The organism is Thiohalophilus sp., assembly GCF_034521165.1.
Taxonomy (GTDB): Bacteria; Pseudomonadota; Gammaproteobacteria; order UBA6429; family Thiohalophilaceae; genus Thiohalophilus.
Genome location: NZ_JAXHMV010000011.1, coordinates 53,368 through 71,245 on the forward strand (window position 1 = coordinate 53,368; position 17,878 = coordinate 71,245).

General features: G+C 47.6%; 11 protein-coding genes and 6 pseudogenes. All 17 read left to right on the forward strand.

Annotated features, from left to right (window positions below):
• Nucleotides 1-102: 102 nt before the first annotated feature.
• Nucleotides 103-1,290 (forward strand): NAD-dependent epimerase/dehydratase family protein, encoded by a 1,188-nt coding sequence (locus U5K34_RS10430; protein ID WP_322568329.1) that lies wholly within the window; start codon nt 103-105, stop codon nt 1,288-1,290.
• 91 nt (nt 1,291-1,381) lie between these two features.
• Nucleotides 1,382-1,738, forward strand: a complete 357-nt coding sequence (locus U5K34_RS10435; RefSeq protein WP_322568330.1) for a four helix bundle protein — start codon at nt 1,382-1,384, stop codon at nt 1,736-1,738.
• Between the two features lie 193 nt (nt 1,739-1,931).
• Nucleotides 1,932-3,008, forward strand: coding sequence for an NAD-dependent epimerase/dehydratase family protein (locus U5K34_RS10440; protein ID WP_322568331.1), 1,077 nt, complete (start codon nt 1,932-1,934; stop codon nt 3,006-3,008).
• Between the two features lie 109 nt (nt 3,009-3,117).
• Nucleotides 3,118-4,239, forward strand: a complete 1,122-nt coding sequence (locus tag U5K34_RS10445) for an SDR family NAD(P)-dependent oxidoreductase (RefSeq protein ID WP_322568332.1) — start codon at nt 3,118-3,120, stop codon at nt 4,237-4,239.
• A gap of 10 nt (nt 4,240-4,249) precedes the next feature.
• Nucleotides 4,250-5,194, forward strand: a complete 945-nt coding sequence (locus tag U5K34_RS10450; protein WP_322568333.1) for a sulfotransferase — start codon at nt 4,250-4,252, stop codon at nt 5,192-5,194.
• A gap of 72 nt (nt 5,195-5,266) precedes the next feature.
• Nucleotides 5,267-7,070, forward strand: a pseudogene (locus tag U5K34_RS16155) (ABC transporter ATP-binding protein).
• Nucleotides 7,071-7,847: pseudogene (gene rfbF / locus U5K34_RS10465) on the forward strand (glucose-1-phosphate cytidylyltransferase).
• 231 nt (nt 7,848-8,078) lie between these two features.
• Entirely contained in the window at nt 8,079-8,921 is an 843-nt protein-coding gene (gene rfbG, locus U5K34_RS10475) for a CDP-glucose 4,6-dehydratase (protein WP_322568338.1), read from the forward strand.
• Nucleotides 8,918-9,479: pseudogene (locus U5K34_RS10480) on the forward strand (dTDP-4-dehydrorhamnose 3,5-epimerase family protein). Before rfbG ends, U5K34_RS10480 begins: the two are co-directional and overlap by 4 nt.
• Nucleotides 9,476-10,709 (forward strand): annotated as a pseudogene (locus tag U5K34_RS16160) (methyltransferase domain-containing protein). Before U5K34_RS10480 ends, U5K34_RS16160 begins: the two co-directional pseudogenes overlap by 4 nt.
• Nucleotides 10,706-11,810: pseudogene (locus tag U5K34_RS16165) on the forward strand (DegT/DnrJ/EryC1/StrS family aminotransferase). The pseudogenes U5K34_RS16160 and U5K34_RS16165 overlap by 4 nt, the downstream one beginning before the upstream one ends.
• Before the next feature lie 17 nt (nt 11,811-11,827).
• Nucleotides 11,828-12,496, forward strand: coding sequence for a GNAT family N-acetyltransferase (locus tag U5K34_RS10510; protein ID WP_322568344.1), 669 nt, complete (start codon nt 11,828-11,830; stop codon nt 12,494-12,496).
• A gap of 6 nt (nt 12,497-12,502) precedes the next feature.
• A pseudogene (locus U5K34_RS16170) lies at nt 12,503-13,271 on the forward strand (cephalosporin hydroxylase family protein).
• Between the two features lie 63 nt (nt 13,272-13,334).
• A complete protein-coding gene (locus U5K34_RS10525) occupies nt 13,335-14,189 on the forward strand; it encodes a hypothetical protein (protein WP_322568347.1) in 855 nt (284 codons plus the stop codon).
• 21 nt (nt 14,190-14,210) lie between these two features.
• A complete protein-coding gene (locus U5K34_RS10530; protein ID WP_322568348.1) occupies nt 14,211-14,537 on the forward strand; it encodes a glycosyltransferase family A protein in 327 nt (108 codons plus the stop codon).
• A 2,030-nt stretch (nt 14,538-16,567) separates the two neighbouring features.
• A complete protein-coding gene (locus U5K34_RS10535) occupies nt 16,568-16,987 on the forward strand; it encodes a hypothetical protein (protein WP_322568349.1) in 420 nt (139 codons plus the stop codon).
• Between the two features lie 512 nt (nt 16,988-17,499).
• Nucleotides 17,500-17,877, forward strand: a complete 378-nt coding sequence (locus U5K34_RS10540) for a hypothetical protein (protein WP_322568350.1) — start codon at nt 17,500-17,502, stop codon at nt 17,875-17,877.
• Nucleotide 17,878: the final 1 nt, after the last annotated feature.

Here is a 17,878-nt window from a genome sequence, read left to right on the forward strand (position 1 = left end):
CTGTTTTTGTTCTGCCGTCTGCAAACTATGGACTGAAAACTTTGTTTTTAATTCAAAACTCAAAATTCACCATTTAAAATTAATCAACTTCGGGGTTCGATTTTGAAACACGTACTGATTCTCGGCGGTGACGGCTACCTGGGGTGGCCGACCGCGATGTATTTTTCCAACCTGGGCTACCAGGTTACCGTGGTCGATAACTACTTCCGTCGCAACGCCTGTACCGAGCTGGATACCGGTATGCTCTATTCCGTACCCACGCTGATTGAGCGGGCTAAGATCTGGCACGAGCAGACCGGCAGGGAAATCAAGGTCGTCATTGCCGATCTCGCCCAACCCGAGGCGATGCGCCGCCTGTTCGACGGTGGGGTCAAATACCAGTGGGCGGTCAATGAAGAGTTTACCGGCATCCCCGAAACCGTTGTCCACTATGCCGAACAGCCTTCCGCCCCGTATTCGCTGATGGACTATCAGCATGCCGATATCACCCTGGTCAACAACCTGCGTGTCACCAACAACCTGCTATGGGCCATCCGTGATTATGCCCGCGATACACACCTCATCAAGCTCGGCACCATGGGCGAATATGGCACGCCCAACATCGACATCGAAGAGGGCTGGCTGGAGGTGGAGCACAAGGGGCGCAAGGACACCTTCCTGTACCCCCGCCAGGCCGGCAGTTTGTACCACACGACCAAGGTGATGGACACCGACCTGATGTGGTTCGGCGTGCGTATGTGGGACCTGAAAGTGACCGATCTGATGCAGGGGCCGGTCTACGGTATCGAGACCGAAGAGTCCGCCATCGACGATCGACTCAAGACCATTTTCAACTATGACGAGATTTTCGGCACCATCGTCAACCGCTTCGTCACCCAGGCCGTGGTCGGTTACCCGTTGACAGTATATGGCGGCGGAGGGCAGACCCGGGGCTATCTCAACATCAGGGACACCCTGCAATGTGTTCATGTCTCGGAACAGAATCCGGCCCAGAAGGGCGAGCTGCGGATATTCAACCAGATCATGGAAACCTTCAGCGTCAACGAACTGGCCGAACTGACACAGAAAGTCGGCAACCGGCGCGGTCATCAGGTTGAAATCAAATCGATTCCCAATCCGCGCAAGGAAGCGGAAGAACATTACTACAACCCGACCTACCAGGGGCTGCAGGATATCGGCGTCAAACCCCATTACCTGACTGAAGAGGTGATGGATCGGTTGTTCGAAGTGGTCGAACAGTATCGCGAGAATATACGGAAGGATGTTATTTTTAAGGGAATTAAATGGTGAACAGTGGGAAGTAAGGAGTTAGGAGTTAGGAGTTAGGAGTTAGGAGTTAGGAGTTAGGAGTTAGGAGTTAGGAATTAATCAGGAGGATGGCATGGATAAGCCGCATAAGAAACTCAAGGTATGGAAACAGGGAATAGAGATTGTTGAGGAAATCTATCGGATCACACGCAATTTTCCAGGCGAGGAACGATTCGGGCTTGTATCGCAAATGCGCCGTTGCGCAGTCAGTATCCCGAGCAACATCGCCGAAGGCTCGGCGCGAAACGGCAATAACGAATTCCGAAACTTCCTGCACATAGCGCAGGCCTCACTAAGCGAGCTGGACACCCAACTGGAAATCACATTGCGACTCGGTTACATAAAAATAGAAGCACACAACGAAATCGATAAACGCCTGAATGAAACAGACAAAATGCTCTCAGGCCTGATCCGCTCACTAAAAAAGTAAGGTACTTAACTCCTAACTCCTAACTCCTTACTTGATTTAGGTCAGTAGCACACATCGAATCTTGTCAGATTTACAAGGGAGTGATGATAATGCAAGAGAACCAAAACAACTCCTAACTCCTAACGCCTAACTCCTTACTTAATCGAAATTAGCACAGCCGGCCCAGACCGGACCTAATAAAGGAACCGAAATATTGCAACCCAGCACCAAAAACCCCTCACCCCTCACGCCTGACTCCTCACTAAAGAGATGGCTGATAACAGGCGGCTGCGGCTTCATCGGCACCAGCCTGATCGCAAAGCTACAGCAGGAGGGCGGACATCAGATACGTGTCATCGACAACCTGAGCACCGGTACCCGCGAGGACCTGGCGATGGTGTGTGAGTTCGAGGAACTTGACCCCAACTCCTCACTCCTAACTCCTAACGCCTCACTGAACAAAACTCCTAACTCCTCACTGTTCACTCCTGACTCCCCAGTGCAACTGGTCACAGGTGACATCCTGGACGAAGCCCTGGCCCTGAATATAACGCAAGACGTCGACATCATCGTTCACCTGGCCGCCAACACCGGCGTCGGCCCGTCCGTAGAGGATCCGCGCTCTGACTGTTATGCCAACGTCATCGGCACCTTTAACTACCTGGAGGCCGCCAGAAAGAACAAGGTAGACCGTTTCGTCTTTGCCTCCAGCGGTGCACCGGCCGGCGAAGTGGAACCACCGATTCACGAGGAACTACCGCCACATCCGGTCTCCCCCTACGGTGCCAGCAAGCTGGCGGGCGAGGGCTACTGCTCTGCCTACAGCAAGAGCTTCGGCATCGACACGGTGGCACTGCGTTTCGGCAATGTCTATGGTCCAGGCTCTGTACACAAGAACAGCGTGGTCGCCAAGTTCATCCGACGGGCGCTGAACGGGGAAGTTCTGGAGATTTTCGGTGATGGCAGCCAGACCCGCGATTTTATTTACATTGATGATTTGATCGAGGCAGCCATGCTAGCGGCAACAGTCAAGGATATCGGCGGCGAGACCTTCCAGATTGCCACCAGCCGCGAAACCACCGTGGGTGAAATGGCCGAACAACTCGTCGGCGTCATGGAGTCACGGGGTGTATCAAACATCAAGGTCGTCAACGCCGAAACCCGCGTCGGCGACGTCAAACGCAATTACTCCGACACCACCAAAGCCAGAGCCCGACTCGGCTGGCAACCAAACACCGAACTAAAAGACGGCCTGATCAAAACCGTAGATTATTTTCTGGGAGATAAGTAGTAGTTCAACTCCTGACTACTCACTCCTTACTCCTGACTGTTTTTAACTTTTTAACTATTTTTACACAACTCCTTACTCCTAACTGCTAACTACTTACTAAACAAACAAAATGCCAAACTCCTCACTAAAAACTCCTTACTCCTTACTCCAGAGAAAGCGTATCCTCGTCACCGGCGCCTGCGGCACCGTAGGTTCCGAACTGGTCCGACAACTATTGACTGACAAGCACTATGCGCCGGATGAAGTTATCGGGATAGATAACAACGAGAGCCAGCTCTTCTTCCTGGACCAGGAGTATCTCGATGATGCCCGGGCCAGATTTTTTGTTGCCGATATTCGCGACCGGGATGAGCTCTGCCGGCGTATGCGTGGCGTCGATATTGTGTTCCATGCGGCGGCACTGAAACATGTCATTCTCTGTGAGCGTTCTCCCGAGCAGGCGGTGCAGACCAATATCCAGGGCGTGCAGAATGTCATCGCCGCCGCGACCGAGAATCAGGTCGAACGGGTTATCTTTACCAGCTCCGACAAGGCGGTCAATCCGACCAACGTCATGGGCACCTCCAAACTGATGGGCGAGCGGCTGATGACCGCGGCCAACAGTCACAAGCGTGACGACGGGCCAATATTCGCCTCGACCCGGTTCGGTAATGTTCTCGGCTCAAACGGTTCGGTCATTCCCATTTTTCATAATCAGATCGCCAAAGGGGGTCCCATAACGTTGACAGATCGGGAAATGACCCGCTTCGTGATGAGTATCGAAGAGGCCGTGCGGCTGGTGATTGATTCCGCCGAACTGGCGCGGGGTGGTGAAGTCTTTATTACCAAGATGCCGGTGGTACGCATCGAGGACATGGCCACGGCCATGATCCGGATCCTTGCACCGCACTATGGTCACAAAGCCAAGGACATTGATGTCACGGTGATTGGCGCCAAGCCCGGGGAGAAACTCTATGAAGAGTTGATGAGCGACGAAGAGACCCGCCGCTCGGTCGAGTTGACAAATTACTTCGCTGTATTGCCGGCGTTTCGCGGGATCTACCAGGATATTGCTTATGACTATGAAAATATAGTCTCCGAAGCCGTAACCAATCCCTATATCTCGGCAGTGGAGACCTGTATGACAGCGGAAGAAGTCGCCGGATTTCTCGAGGAGAATCGGCTCCTTGAAAAACCGGAAGAGGATACGGCCCGGAGGTACTGGCCGGGTGACAAGGAAGCAAAAGGTTAAAGGTGTCCTAATGGCTTCAGACAGAATTCAAAATACAGATATGCCGGAAATACATAACATTCAAGGTTATGGAAAACCGGACTTCCTCGTGATCGGTGCGGCGCGATCCGGTACGACCTGGCTTTATCATCGCCTGAAACGACAGTCAAACCTGTTCGTTCCACCAGTAAAGGAAATCCATTATTTCGACATTCAGCGGGCTTACCCTGTGTTTCACTGGATTCGACTCCGGCGCATGCTACTGCACATGCGCAGATATCTGGAATTTTTTCAGAACAAGGAAGGCGTCAACCGGGAAAACGCGGCCTGGCTCCTGAAGTGGGGGGCGAGATATTTTCTTCTACCGAGGACGCATAGTTGGTATAGCAGTCTCTTTGAGGATGAACAAAGTCACATTGCCGGTGAATTGACCCCCGCTTATGCAACGCTTACGTTACAGGAGGTTCGGGAGGTGCGTTCGATCAATCCAGAAATGAAGATTATTTATCAAATGCGGGATCCTGTCGCGCGGGCCTGGTCACAAACTGTGATGAATCTTGGTCTGCACCGTCGGATCGGTGAGTACGAGCAATACAAGGACGAGATCAGGAAAGTCATATCTAGCAGCGAAGTGCTACGTCGTTCGGATTATCTCACTACCATGGATATTTGGGAGTCAGTTTTTGAGCGCGAGCAAATTTGTTACCTGTTTTACGACGAAATAAGTGATCATCCTTCGGTATTACTGGAAAAGCTGCTTGATTTTATTGGCCTCAAGGGTGTCGATGAAAAGGTTACTGACGAAACTGTAAGTAAACGTGTTGGGCAGAGGGATACCGGAGGGAGAAGCATCCCCGCGGATATTGAACGCGATATGGCAAAACACTTTCTCCCCATGGTAGAGGAATTGGAACGGCGCTTCGACGGTGGATACCCGTCACAATGGCGTCAAAGGTACGAGAGGCTGTTAGAATGATCTGGCCCGTAATTTTAAACTCGACTGCTCCAGCGAAGGAGTTCTTCATTTGCTGGCCATGTGTAACCGAATATGCTGCGTAAAATACTCTCTTTACTGGATCGCCAGGAAAAGCGCCGCGGCATACTGATTGTCGCCATGGTTACAATTATGGCTGCACTGGAAGTGGCCGGTGTGGCCTCGGTGATGCCGTTTTTAAGCGTTGTAGGTAATCCGGAAGTGGTACACAGTAATGCTATTCTCGCCTCAGCCTACAATACATTAGGCTTTACATCTGTTGATGACTTTCTTCTGGCATTGGGTTTATTTGCATTCGGATTGATACTGGCGTCCGCGATATTTAAAGCATTGACCCTTTATGCAATGAACAGGTTTATTGAAATGCGACGTCACAGTATCAGCCTCCGGTTGCTGGAGACCTATCTTCGCCAGCCGTATGCTTTTTTTCTCAATCGCCATAGCAGTGACATGGCAAAAAATATACTGTCCGAAACAGATCAGCTGATTAACAATGTGTTCCGTCCCGCAATGGAACTGTTTGCCTATACGGTTGTTCTGGTCGGCATGATAATACTTGCTGGTGATTGTTGACCCTGTGATTGCCCTGATAATTGTTGGTGTCCTTGGGGGACTGTATGCATTGATTTATTTTGCTGTCCGAGGCGTATTAGGTCGGATGGGCGTGATCGCGTACGCGTCAACCAGGTACGTTTCACTGCGGCAGGCGAAGCATTGAGCGGAATCAAGGATATCAAACTGCTGGGCCGGGAAGGGGCCTATCTATCGCGCTATCGGTCTCCTTCAAGCCGTTTTGCCCGATACCAGGCAATCACCCAAACGCTCTCGCAGATACCTAATTTTCTGGTAGAGGCTGTTGCGTTTCGGTGGCATTATTGTTTTAACCCTTGTCTTGCTTGCCAGTCATAACGGCGTAGCCGGGGGCAGCTGGGAAAAATTTTGCCGATACTGGGACTTTATGCCTTTGCCGGATTGCGTATGAAGCCGGCGGCACAAAAAATATACACCGGTTTTGCCAAGCTTCGTTACGGTGCAGGCGCGCTCGACAGTCTGTACGACGAGATGAAACAACGTCATGCGCTTGCTGAAATTTATAGTAGTGAACCAAACCCTTTACAGCCAGAACAACTTGTTGCCTTGCAGGATGTACATTACACCTATCCGAATGCCAAAGAACCGGCCTTAATAGAAATCAATCTGGAAATACCGGTTGGTACATCTGTAGGATTGGTTGGCACAACAGGGGCCGGCAAAACTACGCTGGTTGATGTGCTTCTCGGGCTGCTTCGCCCGACACAGGGATGCATTATTGTTGATGGCAAACCGGTTACCGATAACAACCTGCGTGCCTGGCAGCAAATACTGGGTTATGTACCGCAGGATATTTTTCTTACCGACACCACGGTGAGGGAAAATATTGCACTGGGCGTGCCGGCTAATCAGATCGACAGTCAACAGGTCGAAAACTGCGCACGTATGGCACAGGTGCACGACTTCATTATGCAGGAAATGCCGAACGGCTATGGTACCCTGGTTGGTGAACGCGGTGTTCGCCTTTCAGGCGGTCAGCGTCAGCGAATTGGCATTGCCAGAGCACTTTATCATGATCCGCATATTCTGGTATTTGACGAGGCCACCAGTGCTCTGGATAACCTGACCGAGCAAGCCGTTATGGAGGCAGTGCATAACCTTCGCGCATAAAAAAACCATAATACTTATTGCGCACAGGCTCAGCACAGTCCGTGAGCGCGATCGTATTTATATGCTGGATAAAGGGCAGGTTGCCGGGCAGGGCACGTATGCTGAACTGGTGGCCTCTAATAAACAATTTCAAAATCTTGAAAGAGTAATCAGATAAATGAAAGCTGTAATTCTTGCCGGTGGTCTGGGAACCCGTATCTCCGAAGAGACCCATCTAAAGCCAAAACCGATGATTGAAATTGGTGGTAAACCAATTCTCTGGCATATCATGAAATTATATTCAGCCCACGGCGTCAATGATTTTGTAATCTGCTGTGGCTATAAGGGATACATTATAAAAGAATATTTTGCCAATTATTTTCTTCATATGTCGGATGTCACTTTCGATATGGAGCATAACCACATGGAAGTCCATCAGAAAAATGCTGAACCATGGCGTGTCACGCTGGTCGATACGGGAGAAGAGACTCTGACCGGCGGGCGTCTGAAGCGCGTCGCCGATTATGTGCGCAATGAAAAATCCTTTTGTTTTACCTACGGCGATGGCGTGGCTGATGTAGATATCACAAAATCGATTGCCTATCACCAGGCACATGGTAAAACTGCCACTGTTACAGCTGTTCAACCACCCGGGCGTTACGGTGCTCTCGTACGTGATCGGGCGATATAGTAAAAGGTTTTCAGGAAAAAGCCGCCGGGTGACGGGGCATGGATAAACGGTGGTTTCTTTGTGCTCAATCCCAACGTGTTGAACTATATCGAAGGGGATCAAACATCCTGGGAATCTACGCCGCTCGAAAACATTGCAGAAGCTGGTGAACTGGAAGCTTTTGAACACGACGGTTTCTGGCAGCCGATGGATACTATGCGCGATAAGAACCACCTCGAATCACTTTGGGATTCGGATACCGCGCCGTGGAAGATCTGGGAATGAAACCATTATCGTCTTTTTGGCAGGGCAAGCGTGTCCTGTTGACCGGGCATACCGGATTCAAGGGGGGCTGGCTGGCATTATGGCTGGATCGTCTGGGTGCGACAGTCACCGGTTTGTCTTTGCCGCCAGAGTCCGATCCCAACCTGTACAGCATGGCAGCGGTGGGCGACTCTACCCGGAGCCACGAATGCGATATTCGTGATGCGAATAAAACAGCCGGGCTTATTCGGGATGCTAGATCCCGAAATCGTTTTTCATCTGGCTGCGCAACCCCTTGTACGTGCCAGCTATCAGGATCCGTTGGCGACCTTTGCGACGAATGTACAGGGAACAGCGCATGTTCTGGATGCCGTTCGTGGATTGAATAATGTTCGTGTTGTAGTGTCCATCACTACCGACAAAGTCTATCGGAATCTGGAACACCCGTTTCCTTATCGTGAGTCAGATCATCTGGGAGGGCACGACCCTTACAGTGCCAGCAAGGCCGCGTCGGAACTGGTGATCAGCAGCTACCGGGATGCGTTTCTGAGCCAACAAGGTATTGCCGTGGCATCGGCGCGGGCCGGCAATGTTATCGGCGGTGGCGACTGGGCCGAAGATCGTTTATTACCCGATGCGGTGCGTGCCTGGAGCAGTGGTCGAACTTTGAAATCCGCAGACCTGACGCGATTCGACCCTGGCAACATGTTCTCGAACCCGCTGGCCGGTTATCTGCGGCTTGCGCAACAGCTTCATCAGCAACCTGAATTCGCCGGGGCTTACAACTTCGGACCACAGACCCATGAAGCAGCCACAGTCGCAGAGGTGATTAATCTGGCACGTATGGCCTTTGGCGGTGGGGAAGTGGCATTGGGTGAAGGAAGCGAGGGACCTCACGAAGCCGGATGGCTGGCGTTGGAAATCGCCAAGGCCCGTACCATTCTGGGTGTCCAACCACGCTGGACATTGGAACAGGCCGTAAACCGCACCATGAGCTGGTATCAGCGACAACTGGCGGGTGAATCAGCCCGAGACTTGTGTATGGCGGATATCGAGGCTTACGAAACAGCCTGCGAGGAGCAGGTTTCGTCATGAGCCGCCTGCAATACAGCGACACCCCATTGCCGGGGTTAAGGTTGATTCAGCGCCAGCGAATCGGCGATCACCGTGGCTTCATGGATCGCCTGTTCTGTGCCGAAGAGCTCGCTGAAGCAGGCTGGGTGCGCCCCATTGCCCAGATTAACCATACCTACACCCATCGACGGGGTACCGTCCGGGGCATGCATTTCCAGTCTCCGCCCCATGCAGAGATGAAGCTCGTTACCTGTCTGCGCGGCGCCGTCTGGGATGTGGCGATCGATCTGCGCCCGGACTCGCCCACGTTCCTGGCCTGGCATGGCGAAGAGCTGAGTCCGGACAACCAGCGCGCACTGCTGATCCCTGAAGGATTTGCGCATGGTTTCCAGGCCCTGACCTGCCGATGTCGAGATGCTCTATTGCCATACCGCCAGTTATGCGCCGGATGCCGAGGGTGGTTTGCACCCGGAGGATCCCCGACTGTTGATCAACTGGCCGCAACCCATTAGCGAGCTTTCGGATCGGGACGCTTCCCATCCCCTGATCAGTAATGAATTTAAAGGAGTGAAGATTTGAATTGCCGGCATTGCCAACAATCCCCTGACCCATACTTTTATTGATCTGGGCGCGGCGCCGCCTTCCAATGCCTACCTCGAAGCCAGACCAGCTTAACGAGCCCGAGGTCTGGTACCCGTTGCGGGTTATGGTGTGCGAGCAGTGCTGGCTGGTACAGACGGAAGATTTTGCCGCTGCCGATGAGCTGTTTGACGCCGAATACGCCTATTTCAGCGGCATCTCCGCCGGCTGGGTCGCCCATACCAGACAGTATGCCGGGGCGATGATCGATCGCTTTCAACTCGGGGCCGAATAGTCGCGTGGTCGAAGTGGCCTCCAATGACGGGACTGTGCTGGCGCATTTTAAGACGGGACATTCCGCGTCTTGGCATCGAGCCAACTGCGAGCACGGCAGCGGCCGCAAAGGACCGGGATATCAACACGATCGAGGAATTCTTTGGCGTCGAGCTGGCGAATAAACTGGCAGGAGCAGGAACAGACAGGCAGACCTTACGATCGCTAATAACGTCTTGGCCCATGTACCCGATATCAATGATTTCGTTCAGCGGGTTCGCCCGATTATTGAAACCCCATGGCGTGGCGACTTTCGAGTTTCCTCATCTGTTAAAACTGGTGGAGGAAAACCAGTTCGATACCATCTATCATGAACACTTTTCTTATCTCTCTCTAACTGCCGTGGAACAAATCTTCGAAGCCAATGGCCTCGGCGTGTTCGATATCGAAGAGCTGACCCACCCATGGTGGCAGTCTGCGGGTATTCGCCCAACGCAGTGACACCGGGACACAGCCCGCGACATCGGCAGTCGGTAACCTGAGGAAACGGGAGGAAGAGGCGGGAATGCGGACTCTGGCATTCTATGCTGATTTTCAGCCCCGCGCCGAGGCGGTCAAGGACGATTTGCTGAGTTTTTTGATCCAGGCCAGGCGAGAGGGTAAGCGTGTTGCAGCTTATGGGGCTGCCGCCAAAGGCAACACACTGCTCAACTTCGCAGGCGTGCGATCTGACTTGATCCGAATGGTGGCGGACAAGAATCCCGCCAAACAGGGCAAGTATATGCCCGGCAGCCGGATACCGATCCTGTTGCCAGATGAGGTGCTGGCCACACGCCCGGATTAACCGTTCTGATCCTGCCCTGGAACATTGCAGCAGAGGTCAGGGAACAGTGGGCGGAGATCTCGAAGTGGGGTGGCAAATTTGTTACTGTAATACCCTCGCTGGAGTTGAAATGAAACCACGTATTCCTTATACCAAGCCATCAATTACCGAGCTGGAAGTGGCATATGCGACAGACGCAGCAAGGAATGGTTGGGGTGAACATTGTTATGAATATATTAATCGATTTGAAGATGCATTTAAAAGCATCTCTGGTGCAGAGTATGCAATTGCAACTTCAAGTTGCACTGGTGCCCTGCATATGGGCATGGCAGCGCTTGGTATCGGCAATGGCGACGAAGTTATTCTTGCTGACACCAATTGGATTGCAACCGCTTCACCTATTGTTCATTTAGGTGCAACACCAGTTTTTGTAGATATCCTGGAAGATTCATGGTGCATCGACCCGGGAAAAGCCGAGGCGGCAATAACTTCACACACCAAAGCTATCGTTGCCGTTCATCTGTATGGAAACTTGTGGATATGGATCGTCTTACTCGCGATTGGGGAGAAGCATGGTATTCCAGTCATTGAGGATGCCGCCGAAGCAATCGGCTCTGTCTACATGGAAAGCGTGCTGGTTCCATGGGGAAGTTTAGTGCGTTTTCTTTTCATGGGACAAAGACGCTTACTACTGGTGAAGGCGGCATGTTTGTTACCAGTGATGCTGAACTATATGAACGTGTTCTGACGCTCAGCAACCATGGCCGAGCGCGTAGCCAGACTAAACAGTTCTGGCCGGATATGGTTGGGTTTAAATATAAGATATCAAATGTACAGGCGGCAATTGGTTGTGGGCAGATGGGAACGGATTGACGAGCTAGTTAGTCGTAAGCGGGAAATATTTGGCAACCTGTAAAAAGGGATTGCTAGGTTTGGAGGGAATATCCATGAACCCAGAACCTGAAGGAACCATTAATGGTGCTTGGATGCCATCCGTTGTATTCGATGAATCAATTGGAATAACACGAGAAAAATTACAAAAGGTATTTGCTGATCAAAATGCCGATGCTCGGGTGTTTTTTTGGCCGTTGTCGAGTTTGGATATATTTGATTCGGTTCGACAAAATGTAAATTCATGGTCAATTCCACAAAGGGCGATCAATCTACCTAGTTATCATGATTTAACATTTAATGAAATAGCAACTATTGTGCGTATTGTTAGTGCGCTTACGTAAATTATTGAGGAAGTATAATGCTCACTAAAGAGTATGTGCTAGGTATAAAATTAGAAAAAAACGATAGATTGGAAATAGAAATATTAGATTTTGATTTAAATAATATTGGATTTCTTTCTTTAATTGTTGAAGGAGATAATAAAGATAATAAAGTTGTAGAAAGCCTTACAAGATGGCGTAATAAATTTATGCGTTTTTTCTTGACGCAATTTAATGCTACGACTGAAAGAACAAGCTATTGGCTTGAGAGTGTTGTTATTCCGTCTCCAAGTAACTTATTGTTCATGATTTTGGATGGGGAAAGAAATTTAGTCGGTAATTTTGGTGTTGCCAATATAACAAATGAAAAATGTGAGCTTGATAATCTAATACGTGGTGAGAAGGGAGCACCTAAGCTGATTTACTTTAGTGAGATAGCATTGCTTAATTGGCTTTTTGAGCATGGTGTCAAGAAAGTTAATCTTCATGTTTTCGCAAATAATACGCCAACCATCAAATTGCATAAATCGGTTGGGTTTACAGAGTGCAATCGTATAACTCTTTATGAAGAGTCCTTGGATACCGGTGATATAAACTATACGAGCGAGTCAGCTAGTGATGAAATTGTTGGGCGCGAATATATCGAAATGGTGATTGATTATGCTGCATTTAATAAGTCGTACGGTAGTCGTAATATAGAGAGGTGAGATTCTATGAGTGAATTTGAAATTCAGAAAGTGAAAAATATTGTTGTATTAGAAATAACTTGCTGGAATTTAGCAAAAGATTTTATGGTAAGAACAGCTAAATATAAGTATACATATAATTTTTCTTGGTTAGGTCGTCCTGTCATCCAATTCCCTAATGACACTTGGACCATGCAAGAACTTATTTGGCAAATCAAGCCCGATCTCATCATCGAAACTGGCATTGCCCACGGAGGTTCACTTATTTTTAGTGCCTCAATGTTAGCGATGCTCGATATGTGCGATGCCATAGAAAACGAAACCACCCTTAACCCCAGTGAATCACGACGCAAAGTATTGGGTATCAGATATCGACATTCGTCAACACAACCGCGAGGCGATCGAAGCACATCCCATGACCTCGCGAATAGAAATGATAGAAGCATCAAGTATTGCCCCCGAAACTGTGCAACAGGTTAAGAAAATAGCATCCGGATATAGCAAGGTAATGGTGTTTCTGGATTCCAATCACACCCACGCCCATGTCCTGGAAGAGCTCAAGGCATACGCGCCACTGACCAGTGCCGATAGTTACTGCGTGGTATTTGATACGATTATCGAGGACCTGCCAGCCGATATGTTCCCTGATAGACCATGGGGGCCGGGAAATAACCCAAAAACCGCAGTGTGGGAATATCTGAAATCTCACCCAGAGTTTACAGTTGATAAGCAAATCGATAATAAATTATTGATTAGTGTTGCGCCGGATGGGTACTTGAAACGAGTTTCGGAATAATTAATATACAAACAGCGACACAAGTGATTCATGAGGAATATTTACACAAAAATAAGAAGGAATATGAGACAGTATGCCCGTTTTTCCTGGGGGAGAGCGTGGTCGTTACGCAGCATGCTAAGCTCAGCACAAGAAAAAGTGAAGGCGAGAAATTTTCTTCGAGATAATCAGAAAAATCTTGTGTTTGTTGTGGGTAGTGGTCGATCAGGAACACAACTGATTTCAGATTTGTTGGATAAATCCGAAGTAGCAAAAGTCTTTCATGAGCCAAATTTCAGTGAAGATGTTGCGACAATGGATACCCTGCGCAGGGATAAAAATCTTGCCGAACAATACTGGCGGGAATTTCGATCCCTGGAAGTTTATAGAAGATGGATGGCTGATCCATTCAGGCCGTTTTACGGTGAGGTTAATGGAACGATCCGTTATCAGGTGCCGGCGATAAAAAATATTTCCGGAAGCCAGACATTGATGCTAATGGTCCGTGATGGGCGTGGAGTTGTTCGCTCTGTTATGGGATGGCCGAAATTTTATGGTCCTTCCTCAAAAGGCGCATACGCTATTAAGCCGCTGCCCGGAGATGAATATAGTGATGACTGGGAAAAAATGTCTCGTTTTGAAAAAATCTGCTGGTCCTGGCGAGAAACCAATGAGTTTCTTATGCAATATATACCGGAGAGTCATTGGTTGAAATTAGAAGGCATAACCTCGGACTATGATTATTTCACGGAACATTTCGCGAGGAATGTTGGCGTTGACATGTCTTATGAAACATGGGTTTCGTTAGTAAATAAAAAATCTAAAAATGCCACGTCATCATACAAATTCCCGGCCTGGAAAGACTGGAGTGAGGAACAGAAAAAAGCCTTTGAGCGCATATGCGGGGAAACAATGTTCCGCCTCGGCTATGAAATTTAACCCTGAGTATATTGGAACATTATGACTAAAACGCCTTTCTTTTCGATCCTTATACCCACAAAACCGTTCACGCCTGGTGAGGTTTTTGCTATCGGAAGTGTTCTGCAACAGGACTTTGACGATTGTGAGGTCGTTGTCTGTGATAATGATGATGGCCATGAAACGGAAATGGTTGTTGACCAATTCAAGGATGATAAAAGAATCAAGTATTTAAGAACGGGTGGCTTGGATATGGTTGATAACTGGAATTACGCCCTGGAACATTCGACAGGAAAATATATTACGGTCCTCGAAGATAAAATGGTTTTTTATCCCAACGCGTTGACTGAGTTAAAGAAAAAGTTTTGAATTCGGGCAGTGAGGTTTTGGTATGGAAGACAGATTATGCGAAGGATGACATTGATCCACCAAAAATATTACAGCATTTTCCAGAAGACGATTACTCAGTTGATTCTGAACGGCTTTTGCATTCAATGACAAAGGACATTATGGGGAGTTGGTCACTCTTGCCCAGAGGGCTGTCCAGTGTCGTATCGGCCAACCTTGTCTCAGATATTAAAAAAGAGAAACAAAATCTGATTTTTATGAGCGTATTAGTCCCAATCTCGTGTCTGCATTGAAAATCCTGGCAATCGTTGATGAGAGATCAGGGTTTGCGGTAATGCTTATACTATCACAGTATCATCAAGTACTAGTAATGGTAGAAATACGCGGTTGCGTAAAAATGATAACATAAGCTATTATTCCGGCACAAAACAGGTCGCGCAAACACTTGATTATGTGTCTATCAAAAATCCGATGGTGGTCACAAATTCTGTTATAAACGACTACAGGGCGATCGCCGATAAGTATGAGCGGAAAAATCAGAAGTTCCCGATTTCTAATAAAAATTACATTTATATGCTGACAAAGGAATTGTTTCAGACAACAAAAATATCAGGAAAAATAGTTTGGTCAAAATCTGATTTAATACAATTGCTTTTAAGTGACGGTAAGTACTTCAAAAATACTTACTATATAACATGCTATATAACTAAACGTATATATGATTCTTTCTTGCGAAGGGTTGGTATAAACGATGTAGCACAGAAGCGTTCAATTTTAACACTGGATTTCTCAGCCATAGACGGTGTCGAGATTATTTTATCTGGAAGAACAGTGTATGGGTCGTGTGCAACCTTTCAGAGTTGGTAATTAAGCATCAAAAAATTCTTGATGTGGTAAGGCACGAACCAGGCATCACAGGTCTAACTTAATGTACGGTAACTCGGTTATTTCGCATTAAAAATTCTATTATTAATCTATTATTTGCAGTGTGTTAAAAATAAGCTTATGTTTTATTCTATTAAAAATGCCAAATATTATTTGCGTAAATGTACGGTTGCATTGCTTACAGATTTTCTGTGATGGAATAAAAAAGGGGGGGGTAGTGAATATAGCTTCGGTTCATAGATGTGTCAGAAGCTGAGGGTGAATGAACCGTGGATTCGAGAGTAGATTAACAATCTATAATTAGAAGAGAAGCGCTAAGGGTGGATGCATATGTCAGTGTTATAATATCGTATAGCATACCCCATGTTATTAAGCACAGTCTCTACTTTTCGGGTAGTGTTTGATTGTGATATTTTGTGTTGTATTGTGTTTCGTGGTAGTAGTACCCGCCAGATAATCAATAATGGTATATTGTTTAATTTTTCCATGCTCATCATTGTGAAATATGTCTAATAAAATTAATACTCATAAACAATTCGTAATTTTCGTCGTTAACTCTACTTGCAAATAGAGATGCGATTCCACAGTATCAACGAGTGGTGGCCTTGTCTAAAAAATTCTCTGTGATAGTGATTATCCTGCAGGCCGATTCCTGAATCTCTTAGTGTTATATCGCGGAGTCACACATCGTGAACAGGCGTAGATATATGCATGGAAGGGCTATTGTTGTTGGTAAAAGATTACTGTCCAGTGGCTGTGCTTTCTACGTGCACACGCAATATTCAATATATCAAGCTTTTATTGGGTATCGTGTTAAAATGATTACAGGTTGTAAATGGGTTTATGACTTATGGGATCACCCCCTCGTTGCGCTGGTCTGGAAAGGGTCTTTCTAAAGCCATACTCCCTTCTATGGCGTGGATGCTCTCAGGTAGATGCTTATTCTCAAGAAATGTGATGCATGGGTTCTTGCTCTGCACCCTTCTGTTTTTTCGAATATTGCCAGAACCTCCTCTGGAGTGCCGGCTGATTCCTACTGAGCCTGGATATCTTGATGAGAAAAATGGATATTTATTCGAGTGACTCATTGTTGGATACTAGTCTACTCATAAATGTTGTATATGCTGGCTTAATAAAAACAACAGAGGAGCAGATTTAATCCTTTCATGGATGAGCGTATGAAGGACCGAAGGTGGTTCTTCATCTTATTGGTCGAGTATGACAAGTCTCTTGAGCAGATATCAAAGAAACTTCAGGCGAAGCTGAGAAAATCTGGAAATGCCAAGCTTAGAATCTATGGTGATATACCACACTCTGATGTTCAGGACATCCTGTCCCGTTCTGACATCGGTTTATGTCTTTTGGATTACTGGATTCCGAATTATAGATATGCGTATCCGGTAGAGATCGTTGAATATATGAAAGCAGGCTTGATTGTTTGTTTCTACATATCGGCCATGGTGTTAGCTGCGTTATGCATTACTAATAATGTTACTGGCTTCATGACTGATTATAGTGTCAATAAATTTTCTAAGGCTGTTAATAGCGCTATTTCCTTGTGCATGGATGCCGTTGGAAAAGAATAAAATGCTTTCAGATGTCGAAAAAAGAATACGAAAAATGGCTCGGTAGTAATTAATGAAAAGCTTGTAAATGATATCACAAATGTCATAGGTGGGCGCTAATAATATTTTTGGCACTGTGTTATTTTAAGTCAAATTGGATATTTAGTTGCGCATATATTATTAATTGCAAGCTTAGACAGGCGGCGGAGATATCGGTTCGTGATGAAGCCCTTGCGAGAGGTTGGGGTGGATGTGTATAGCTATGCGGAACGATCTAATGCTATCGTTTCTTTTTTTTATGGCATTTGGCATATTTTAACAAATCCAGAGCATGATGTGATGGTTCTGATAGGCGGCGATCTCCGTAATCTCGTCTGGTTTCTTTTCACTCGAGTCTTCCGAAGGTCCGGATTGTAATCAGGATTCGGTGGTGATACCGTCTCTGTCAGGCACTCTGTTCAGACAAGTCTTTTAAGAACGAAAAGTCTGTTTTCTTTCTACGTAGCGCGGCAGGAGCTTTTGGATCGCGTTTTATGTTGAAGCATGCGGATGGCGCGATTGTTGTGAGTGATTATCTTGCCGACCGTGTGAGACCGATGCTGGGACCCAATACGCGACTTGCTATTGCCCCTCCCGTATTGCTAGGAGATTATGCAACAAAATCGGATTATCGTCAGAAACAGGACGTTTTCAGCGTTTTGACTATCGCAAACATGAACTATACGGAAAAGGCGGATGGCGCCATCATTATTGCCGAGGCTATGAAAAAGGCAAGCCAGGACAGGCCTGAGACACGGATGCATCTGGATATTGTTGGTGGTGGGTTGCAGTTGAAAAGACTGCAGAATGTTATCACCGGACTACAAATGCCGGATAATATCACCAATTACCGTACATGGGCAGCAAAATGAT